The sequence below is a fragment of the Actinomadura sp. KC345 genome, from assembly GCF_004348515.1.
Classification (GTDB): Bacteria; Actinomycetota; Actinomycetes; order Streptosporangiales; family Streptosporangiaceae; genus Spirillospora.
Genome location: NZ_SMKH01000314.1, coordinates 1 through 8584, shown reverse-complemented (window position 1 = coordinate 8584; position 8584 = coordinate 1). Strand labels below are relative to the sequence as shown.

Annotated in this window: 8 protein-coding genes; all 8 read right to left on the bottom strand. The window is 71.3% G+C overall.

Features of this window, described 5'->3' with window-relative positions; genetic code table 11:
* Positions 1–233: 233 nt before the first annotated feature.
* Entirely contained in the window at positions 234–1076 is an 843-nt protein-coding gene (locus E1281_RS33545; RefSeq protein WP_131883734.1) for an ATP-binding cassette domain-containing protein, read from the bottom strand.
* On the bottom strand, positions 1070–2128 hold the full coding sequence (locus E1281_RS42280) for an ABC transporter permease (protein WP_131883733.1): 1059 nt from the start codon (positions 2126–2128) through the stop codon (positions 1070–1072). The genes E1281_RS33545 and E1281_RS42280 overlap by 7 nt, the downstream gene beginning before the upstream one ends.
* Positions 2125–3111, bottom strand: a complete 987-nt coding sequence (locus E1281_RS33535; RefSeq protein ID WP_131883732.1) for a sugar ABC transporter substrate-binding protein — start codon at positions 3109–3111, stop codon at positions 2125–2127. Before E1281_RS33535 ends, E1281_RS42280 begins: the two co-directional genes overlap by 4 nt.
* Before the next feature lie 47 nt (positions 3112–3158).
* Positions 3159–5027 carry a 3D-(3,5/4)-trihydroxycyclohexane-1,2-dione acylhydrolase (decyclizing) gene (iolD, locus tag E1281_RS33530; RefSeq protein WP_131883731.1) on the bottom strand — a complete coding sequence of 623 codons (1869 nt, stop codon included), beginning with the start codon at positions 5025–5027 and terminating at the stop codon, positions 3159–3161.
* A complete protein-coding gene (iolB, locus tag E1281_RS33525) occupies positions 5024–5881 on the bottom strand; it encodes a 5-deoxy-glucuronate isomerase (RefSeq protein WP_131883730.1) in 858 nt (285 codons plus the stop codon). The genes iolD and iolB overlap by 4 nt, the downstream gene beginning before the upstream one ends.
* The gene (gene iolC / locus E1281_RS33520; RefSeq protein WP_131883729.1) at positions 5881–6813 is read right to left on the bottom strand and encodes a 5-dehydro-2-deoxygluconokinase; all 933 of its coding nucleotides are present in this window, start codon (positions 6811–6813) and stop codon (positions 5881–5883) included. Before iolC ends, iolB begins: the two co-directional genes overlap by 1 nt.
* Positions 6810–7661 (bottom strand): TIM barrel protein, encoded by an 852-nt coding sequence (locus E1281_RS33515; protein WP_131883728.1) that lies wholly within the window; start codon positions 7659–7661, stop codon positions 6810–6812. Before E1281_RS33515 ends, iolC begins: the two co-directional genes overlap by 4 nt.
* On the bottom strand, positions 7658–8584 hold a 927-nt coding region (locus E1281_RS33510; protein WP_131883727.1), incomplete at its 5' end, for a Gfo/Idh/MocA family oxidoreductase. The genes E1281_RS33515 and E1281_RS33510, both read right to left, overlap by 4 nt.

The following is an 8584-nucleotide window of genomic DNA, read 5'->3' as shown; positions in this document are numbered from 1 at the left end:
GAGCCCCACCAGACCGGCCGCTCCCACTCCCCGATGCCAGACGTCGCAGGGAACCTCCAGCGGGATGCAGCGGCACGGCCAGGCGGCACGGTCAAGCGGTACGGTCAAGCGGCACGGCCACCGATCAGCACAGCCCACTCCACCGGCCCACCGGCAGCCGCCCGACACCGTTCGGGGCCCGGCGATCGCGGGCTGGGGGTCCGGGCGGCGGCCGGAGTGGCGCGGACCGGAGGTCAGTCGTCGGTCGGGTCCAGGCTTTTCGCCTCCTTCGTCAGTTGTCCGGCGGTGGCGGGCGAGCCCGCGGCGTCCAGTTCGTGGGCCAGTTCCTCCAGTTCGCGGCCGCCGGCCATGAGGGCGGTCAGCTCGTCGCGGCCGATCTCCTCCTTGGTGTGGTAGCCGAGGCTCTGGCCGCGGTTGAGGATCAGGAAGCGGTCGCCGACCGGGTAGGCGTGGTGCGGGTTGTGGGTGATGAAGATGACCGCCAGCCCGCGTTCCCGCGCCTGGACGATGTAGCGCAGCACGACCCCCGCCTGCTTGACGCCCAGGGCGGCCGTCGGCTCGTCCAGGACGAGGGCCTTGGCCCCGAAGTAGACGGCGCGGGCGATGGCCACGCACTGGCGCTCGCCGCCGGAGAGGGTGCCGATGGGCTGGTTGACGTCGCGGAGGTCGATGCCCATCGCGGCCATCTCGCCGTGGGTGGTGGACCGCATGAACTCGACGTCCAGGCGGCCGAAGCCCTTGCGCTTCTCCGAGCCGAGGAAGAAGTTGCGCCAGACCGGCATCAGCGGGACGACCGCGAGGTCCTGGTAGACGGTCGCGATGCCGCGGTCGAGGGCGTCGCGGGGTGACGCGAACGCGACCGGCTCTCCCTGCACCTCGTAGTCGCCCGTGTCGTGGCGGTGCAGCCCGGCGACGACCTTGATGAGCGTGGACTTGCCCGCCCCGTTGTCGCCGAGGACGCAGGTCACCTCGCCGGCGGACGCCTCCAGGCCCACGTCCCGCAGCGCGATGACGGTGCCGTAGTTCTTGCCGATGCCGCTCAGCTTGATCAGCGGCGCGTCGTTCGCGCTCACGATGCCCGCTCCACTCTGCGCCGGACGACCAGGTTCACCACGGTGGCGATGAGCAGCATCGCGCCGAGGAAGAACCGGAACCAGTCGGGGTTCCACTCCGCGTACACGATGCCCTTGTTCGTCATGCCGAAGATGAACGCGCCGATCGCCGCGCCGATCGCCGATCCGTAGCCGCCGGTCAGCAGGCATCCGCCGATGACCGCGCAGATGATGTAGAGGAACTCGTTGCCGACGCCCTCCCCGGACTGGACGGTCGCGAACGCGAACACCAGGTGCATCCCGGAGAACCAGGCGCAGAACGCGACCCCCATGAACAGGCCGATCTTGACGCGGGCGACGGGGACGCCGACCGCGCGGGCGCTGGCGGCCGATCCGCCGGCCGCGAAGATCCAGTTGCCGATGCGGGTGCGCAGCAGGATCCAGGTCGCGATCGCCACGAACAGCAGCCACCAGAACACGGTGATCTTGACCCGGACGTCCAGGACCGTGATGTCGGAGGCGAAGATCGCGCGGGCGGTGTCGAAGCCGTCCATGTCGCGGACGGAGTCGCTCGCAACGTTGCCGGTGAGGGCCTTGGTGACGCCGAGGTTCAGGCCCGCGAGCATGAAGAACATGGCGAGGGTGATGATGAAGCTCGGCAGTTTGGTCCAGTTGTAGAGCAGGCCGTTGACCATGCCGAGCGCCAGCGTCAGGACGAGCGAGATCGCCACGCCCGCCCACACGTTCAGCGTGAACTGGTAGGCGGTCAGTGCGGCGATCAGCGCCGAGGACGTCACCATCACCCCGGCGGACAGGTCGAACTCGCCGCCGATCATCAGCAGCGACACCCCGACCGCCATGATCCCGAACGTGGAGCTCGCGTAGAGCACGGTCGAGAACGAGCCGGTCTGCAGGAACGCGTCCGCGACGACCGCGAAGAACACGAACAGCGCGACGGCGCCGAGCAGCGCCCCGAGCTCCGGGCGGCCCAGCAGCCGCCGCAGGGGCGACTGCCGGGCCAGGCGCTCGTCCGGGCCCGGATCTGCCGCCGACGGCTCCGTGACCGTGTGGGTCACCGGGTCCCCCGGTCGGCGAACGCCTTCAGCTCCGCGGCGTCGTCCTTGGTGACGATCGCCGGACCGGTCAGCACCGGGCGCCCGCCGCCGAGGACGTTGCCGTTGTTCTTCAGCAGCCACAGCTGGTCGACGGCGCCGTAGCCCTGCAGGTAGGGCTGCTGGTCGACGGCGAACTGGATGGCGCCGGACGTGATCGAGGCGATCAGGTCCTTGTTCAGGTCGAACGTGCCGATCTCGGCCTCGCTACCGGTCTCCTCGACCGCGTCGACGGCGGTCGCGGCGAAGGGCGCGCCGAGCGTCAGGACGCCGTCGATGCTCTTGTCGGACTGGAGCTTGGCCGTGATGGACGACTTGACGTCCGGCATGTTCGCCCCCTGGACGAACAGGTTCTCCAGGTCGCCGTCGAACGTCTTGCGCGCGCCGTCGCAGCGGGCCTCAAGGCCCACGTTGCCCTGCTCGTGGACCACGCACAGCGCCTTCGAGGCGCCGATCCTCCCCAGCTCGGTGCCGGCCGCCTCGCCCGCGATCGACTCGTCCTGCCCGAAGTGCGCGACCGCGCCGAGCTCCGCCGACTCCTCCTGGCCGGAGTTGATCGAGACCACCGGGATGTCCGCGGCGGCGGCGCGGGCCAGGACGTCCTTCATCGCGTCGGGCTTGGCGAGGGTGACGATGATGCCGTCCACCTTCTTGTCGATGGCGGCCTGGACGAGCTGGGCCTGCTTGCCGCCGTCGGGGTCCGCCGAGTACAGGAACTCGACGTTGTCCTTGGCGGCGGCGGCCTTGGCGCCCTTCTGCACGATGTCCCAGAAGGTGTCGCCGGGGGCGGAGTGCGTCACCATGGCGATCTCCAGCCGGGGGCCGGAACCGCCGGTGTCCTCCTCGGCCTCCTTGCCGCCCGAGCCGCTGCAGGCGCTCAGAACCAGCACGCCCGCGGCGAGAACCGCGAGGCCCTTGGACGATCCACGCGCGAAAACGCCTCTCATCGGATCTGCTCTCCGTTTCTCCCCGATAGGTCGGTCTGAGGAGTTGATCACAGATGGTGGCGATGTGCTCGCCGATCCTCCTCATAGCGGGCACGTGCCCGCCTGGTGGAGTCCAGCGCCGCCACCTCCGCGACCGGGACGTCCCACCATGCCGCACTGTCCGGGGTGCCTGCCAAGGGGTCCGTCTCAATGTGGATGACCGTCGTCCGGTCGGCCTTCCTCGCCTCCCGGAGCGCGTCGGCCAGCTCGCCGGCGGTGGACGCGCGGATCACGTCGGCGCCGAGGCTGGCGGCGTTGGCGGCCAGGTCGACCGGCAGCGGGTCGCCGTCGAGGCCCGTGCCGGTCCGGGCGCGGTGGCGGGTGCCGAAGCGCTGCGCGCCGACCGACTCGGAGAGGTTCCCGATGGAGGCGAACCCGTGGTTCTGGACGAGGACGACGACCAGCTTGACGCCCTCGGCGACGGCCGTGGTCAGCTCCTGGGACATCATCAGGTACGAGCCGTCCCCCACGAGGACGAACACCTCGCGGTCAGGGGCGGCCATCTTGACGCCGAGGCCGCCCGCGATCTCGTAGCCCATGCAGGAGTAGCCGTACTCGACGTGGTAGCCCTTCGGGTCACGGGCTCGCCAGAGCTTGTGGAGGTCGCCCGGCATCGACCCGGCGGCGCACACGACGACGTCCTGCGAGCCGCTGGCCTCGTTGACGGCGCCGATGACCACGGACTGGGCGAGCGGTGTCCCGTTCCGGGGCGCGTAGGCCAGGTCGACTTTCGCGTTCCAGTCGGCCGTCAAAGCTCTGGCCTCGTCCCGGTAGGCGTCCGGGACGCTGTAGCCGTCCACCGCGGCGTTCAGTCCCCTGATGCCCTCCCTGGCGTCCGCCACGACCGTGATGCCCGCGAGCTTGGCCGCGTCGGACCTCGCGACATTGACGTTGACGAACGTCACGCCCGGGTTGGCGAACAGGCTGTGGGACGCCGTCGTGAAGTCGCTGTAGCGGGTGCCTATGCCCACGACGACGTCCGCTTCGCGGGCGAGTGCGTTCGCCGCGGTCGTCCCAGTCGCGCCTATGGCGCCCACTGAGCAGGCGTGGTCCCAGGGGAGAGCGCCCTTGCCCGCCTGGGTCTCGGCCACGGGGATGCCGGTGCGTTCGGCGAAGGCGCGCAGGTCGTCGGTGGCTCGGGAGTAGATGACGCCCCCGCCCGCCACGATGAGCGGCCGTTCGGCGGCGTGCAGGGCGGCGGACGCCTCCTCCAGCGAGGCGGGTTCTGGCACCGGACGCGCGATGCGCCACACCCGCCGCGTGAACAGCTCGTCCGGCCAGTCGTACGCCTCCGCTTGCACGTCCTGGGGGAGCGCCAACGTGACGGCGCCCGTTTCAGCCGGGTCGGTGAGGACGCGCATCGCCGCCATGAGCGCGCTGGGCAGTTGTTCAGGACGGTTGATGCGGTCCCAGTACTTCGACACGGGCTTGAGGCAGTCGTTGACGGACACGTCGTATGACCGGGAGTCCTCTAGCTCCTGCAACACCGGGTTGGCCGGACGGGTGGCGAAGACGTCACCCGGCAACAGCAGAACGGGCAGGCGGTTGATGGTGGCCAGGGCGGCACCCGTGACCATGTTGGTCGCCCCTGGCCCGATGGAGGTCGTGCAGGCGAAGGCGGTCAGCCGGTCGTTCATCCGGGCGTATCCAGACGCGGTGTGCACCATGGCCTGTTCGTTGCGGGCCATGTAGTACGGGAGGTCCCCGTGGTCTGGCGAATCGCCGGCGTGCTCCAGCAGCGCTTGGCCGATGCCCGCGACGTTGCCGTGGCCGAAGATGCCGAAGCAGCCCGCGAAGAACCGCCGCTCGTCCCCGTCCCGCTCGCTGTACTGCGCCCCCAGGAACCTGACGAGGGCCTGACCCACCGTGAGCCTCATGACCGCCCCTCCGGTGAGGTCAGGGGCAGCCGTGGATCGATCGCCTGCCCCGGCCAGGTGTCACGGATCCAGGCGTGCGCCGGATCGTCGCAGATGCGCCAGGCCCGCTCCGGAGACGGCCCGGCCATCACGTTGAGGTAGTACAGGTCGTGCCCCGGCACCGCCATGGACGGCCCGTGCCAGCCATGCGGGATCAGGACGGCGTCGCCGCTGCGCACCTCCGCGAGAACGTCGATCGGGCGTCCCGGCGAACCGTAGACGCGCTGGTACGCCATGCCGTCCCGAGCGACCTCGAAGTAGTAGATCTCCTCCAGGACGGCCTCGTCCGGCGTCTCCTCGTCGTGCTTGTGCGGCGGGAACGACGACCAGCAGCCGCCCGGCGTCAGCACCTCGCACGCGATCAGCTTCTCGGCGAACGGGAACCCCTCGGGCGTGCCGAAGTTGTTGACCTGGCGGCTCGCCGGCCCCGCGCCGCGCAGCTCGACGGGGACGTCCCCGGCGGGGCCGTAGCGCGGCGCGAGCCGCGCCTCGCAGCGGGCCCCGGCGAGCGCGAACCGGCCGCGTCCGCGCACCGTGACGCGGGCGTCCCGCGGCACGTAGGCGAAGTCGCTGACCCGGCCGAAGACGTGGTCGCGGCCCTCCAGCCCGAACCGCTCGCCGTCGCACTCGACCTCGCACGATCCGGCGAGCGGCAGCACGATCATCTCGAACTCGCCGGTCCCGAACCCGTGCGAGCCGCCGTCCGGCAGTTCGAGGACGCGCAGCGCCGAGTGCACCCATCCGGCCGACTCCGGGGTCACGACAAGCCCGTACGGTTCCTCGGCGGCCGTTCCCGCGGGCAGGTGGTACTTCATCAGGAATCCTCCAGGAATGCCGTGACTTCGTCCGCGGCCGGCATCGCGGCGGAGCAGGCGATGCGGGACGCGACGATCGCGCCGGCGGCGCCCGCGAACTCGATCAGCCGCCGCAGGTCCCATCCGGCGAGGAGCCCGTGGCAGATCGCGCCGCCGAACGCGTCGCCCGCGCCGAGGCCGTTCACGACGTCGACCTTGACCGGCGGTACCTCGACCACCTCGCCGGCCGTCGCCGCCAGGACGCCGTCCGGCCCCATCTTCACGATCGCGAGTTCCGGGCCGCGGGCCAGGATCGCGCGGGCGGCGGCACGCGGCTCGCGCTCCCCCACGGCGACCGCGCACTCCTCCAGGTTCCCGACCGCGACGGAGGCGCGTTCCAGGGCGAGCCCTGCCCAGTGCGGGGCCTCGGCGGCATCGGTCCACAGCATCGGCCGGTAGTCGAGATCCAGGATGGTGTATCCGGAATGTTCACCGAGCGCGGTCAGTGTCGCCTCACGGCTCGGCTCTTGCGACAACCCCGTGACGGTGGCCCACATGATCCGGGCCGTGGCGATCGCCTCTAGGTCGAGTTCATGGGGATGGATCTGCAGGTCGGGGGCCTTGGGGTAGCGGTAGAAGTACAGCGGGAAGTCATCCGGAGGGAAGATCTCGCAGAACGCCAGCGGGGTCGGCAACCCGGGGACGGCCGTGACGAACCGGTCGTCCACCCCGTACTCCTTGAGTGCCTTGTGGACGAAACGGCCGAACGGGTCGTCCCCGGTGCGGGTGATGACGGCGGCGCTGCGGCCGTGCCTCGCCGCGGCCACCGCGACGTTGGTGGGACTGCCTCCGAGGTACTTGCCGAACGACTCGACGTCCTCAAGCGGCACGCCCACCTGGTCCGGGTAGACGTCGACGCTCACCCGTCCCATCGTGATGAGGTCGAAGGTCATCGGGCCACTCCGGCGAGGAAGTCCAGGCTTCTGCGGACGTCGTCGAACGGACCGCCGCCTTCTGCGGGCTCTCCGGTCAGGACGGTGTCCTGTTCCATCACGTACCAGCCTTCGTAGCCGGCGCCCTCCAGGGTGCGGATGATGCCGGGAATGTCAATGTCGCCGTCCCCTAGTGGCCGGTACAGACCGTCGCGCACCGCGTCGGTGTAGGAGACCTCGCCGTTGAGGACACGGTCGGCGAGCCCTGCGTCCACGTCCTTCAGATGGACATGCGCGATCCGGGGCGCCGCGAAGCGCGCCAGCCACACCGGGTCGGTGCCGCCGACGAGGAGGTGGCCGGTGTCCAGGCACCACGGGACGCTGCTGCCGCCCAGCACGCGCTCCACATCCGCGCGCCGTTCCACGACCGTCCCGACATGCGGATGGAGGGTGACCAGGCGGCCGCGTGCGGCGGCGCGCAGAGTGATCGCGTCGAGGTTGGCGAGCAGCGTCGCCCACGCCCGGGTGTCCAGGTCCGGCCGCCCGTCGTAGCCGTCCAGCCCGGTCGCCGCGGCCAGGATGAGGACACCGTCGACGCGGTCGAAGGCACGGTCGATGTCCGGCATCGGGTCGTAAGCCGGGTCATGCAGGACGGTAGGGACGAACGCCCCCACAAGACCCAGCCCGTGGGACGCCAGCACCGCGTCCCTCGCGCCCGTGTCGCCGGGCAGGAAGCCCTCCGGCCCCAGTTCCGTCGCCGCGAGGCCGAGGTCGCGCATCTCTGCGAGCACCCGGCCGGGCTCCATCTGATGGCCCCACCCGGGGACCTCGCACACGCCCCACGAGATCGGCGCGGCCGCGACCCTCATCGCCGCACCTCCTCGGTCCCGACGATCCGCCCCTCCCGGAGGGACAACTCGCACGCCTCGGCGAGATAGAACGCCTCCAGGGCCTCCTCGGGCGGGCACGGGTTGCCGCGGCGGCCGGCCGCCAGGTCGACGAAGGCGCGCAACTCGGCGTCGTAGGCGTCGGCGAACCGCTCCATGAAGCCGCTGTAGGCGTGTCTCGGAGCCCCGCCCGGCTCGCTCTCCGGGGCGTCGCCCTCGGGCAGCGCGGACACGGGCGTCCGGTCGTCCATGCCGGTGACGATGCTGTCCTTGGACCCGAACAGCTCCAGGCGCGAGTCGTATCCGGCGGCGTTGTAGCGGGTGGCCGACACGAGCCCGAGCGTCCCGTCGTCCAGGACGAGCAGGGCGGACCCGGTGTCGATGTCGCCGCACTCGCGGAAGAAGTCGTCGCCGCGGTTGGAGCCGGACGCCATCACCCGGACGACCTCGCGTCCCGTCACGAACCGGATGAGGTCGAGGTCGTGGATGACGCAGTCGCGGAAGAGCCCGCCGGACGTCGGGACGTACTCGGCGGGCGGCGGGGCGGGGTCGAAGCTGCACGAGCGGACGGTGTGCAGCCAGCCGAGCCGCCCGGACGCCAGGGCCTCGCGCGCCGCGGCGTTCCCGGAGTCGAACCGCCGCTGGAACCCCACCTGCACGGGCACACCGCCGGCGGCGGCCGCGGCCACCGTTTGGAACGTTCCATCAAGATCCGACGCGAGCGGCTTCTCGCAGAACACGGGGATCCGGGCGGCCACGGCCCGCTCCACCAGGCCCGCGTGCGCGTCGGTGGCCGCCGCGACGACCAGCCCGTCGAGACCGGCGGAGAACAGGTCCCCGACCTCGTCCAGCGCCGTGACGCGCGGCGCCCCGGACGGGCGCGCGGCGCCGGGCGGGCCGGCGGC